This is a genomic window from Streptomyces sp. NPDC087787 (genome assembly GCF_044743035.1).
GTDB lineage: Bacteria > Actinomycetota > Actinomycetes > Streptomycetales > Streptomycetaceae > Streptomyces.
In genome coordinates, this window is record NZ_JBIUVQ010000069.1 from 1 (window position 1) to 1,400 (window position 1,400).

General features: G+C 72.5%; 1 protein-coding gene. It reads left to right on the forward strand.

Features of this window, described 5'->3' with window-relative positions; genetic code table 11:
* On the forward strand, positions 1-1,400 hold a 1,400-nt coding region (locus tag ACIOWN_RS34515), incomplete at both ends, for an IS481 family transposase (protein ID WP_401984484.1).

Here is a 1,400-nt window from a genome sequence, read left to right on the forward strand (position 1 = left end):
TCGTGTCCGCATCAGGCCTCGGCGGAGGTCGAGGCGGCGGTGTGCGAGCTGCGGCGCAAGCATCCGGGGTGGGGGCCGCGGCGGATCGCGTTCGTGCTGGAGCGGTCCGGGGCGGTGAGCCCGGTGCCGTCGCGGATGACGGTGTATCGGATCTTGGTCCGGCATGGGCTGGTGGAGCCGGGGGTGCGGCGGCGGAAGCGGTCGGATTACAAGCGCTGGCAGCGCGATGCGCCGATGCAGTTGTGGCAGATGGACATCGTCGGCGGGGTGATGCTGGTCGATGCGGTCACTGGGGAGCTGTCCGAGGCGAAGATCGTGACCGGTGTGGACGATCACTCCCGGTACTGCGTGATCGCATCGGTGGTGGAGCGGGCGACGGGGCGGGCGGTGTGTGCGGCGTTCGTCCGGGCTCTGCGGGCGTTCGGGGTGCCGGAGGAGGTGCTCACCGACAACGGCAAGCAGTTCACCGACCGGTTCGGGCAGGGCGGTGAGGTGCTGTTCGACCGGATCTGCCGGGAGAACGGGATCGCGCACCGGCTCACCCAGCCGGCCTCGCCGACCACGACGGGCAAGGTCGAGCGGTTCCACCAGACGCTGCGACGTGAACTCCTCGACCACTGCGATCCGTTCGAGAGCATCGAGGCAGCTCAGCGGGCGCTGGAGGCGTGGGTGGAGGAGTACAACTGTGTCCGTCCGCATCAGGCGCTGGAGATGCAGAGCCCGGCGGACCGGTTCGCCCCCGTTCCCGAACAGGAGCGGGAGGTGCTGGGGCTGAAGGTGCCGGGGGTGCTCTCGCTGGTGCCGCACCAGCGGACGGCTCCGCTGGTGGCGCCTGCTGTTGCGGAGCCGGTGCCCGCGGTGGTGGCGCCGGAGCCGTCCGAGTCGCCGGTTCCGGGGTCGGAGGGCGTGGTGCCGGAGCCTGGCGGGCCGGTGGAGTTCGAGCGGGTGGTGCCTGCGAGCGGGAATCTGCAGGTGGCGGGCAAGCAGTTCTGGCTCGGTCCGGCCCGCTCGGGGCTGACGGTGACGTTCTGGGCCGACACGGCCGTGATCCACCTGCTGATCGCCGGGGCGCGGATCAAGACGGTGCGCTCGCACCTGTCGGTGGCGGACCTGGCCCGGCTGGCGGCCCGGGGCGGGCGTGCGGCCGGTCCTCCTCCGCTGCCGACCGGGGACGGGTGCGCGTTCGAGGTGGACCGGACGGTGAACAACAGCGGGCTGGTGGGCCTGGGCGGCCACCAGGTGCTGGCCGCGGAGATCCTGGGCGGGCGTCGGGTGGGCATCCGGATCGACGAGGCCACGCTGTCCTTCTTCGACCCGTCCTCGCGGGAGCTGCTGCGGGTGCGGCCCAACCCGCTCAGCGGCGAGGAGGTGCAGCGGCTGCGGGGCCTGCGGCCCGCGGG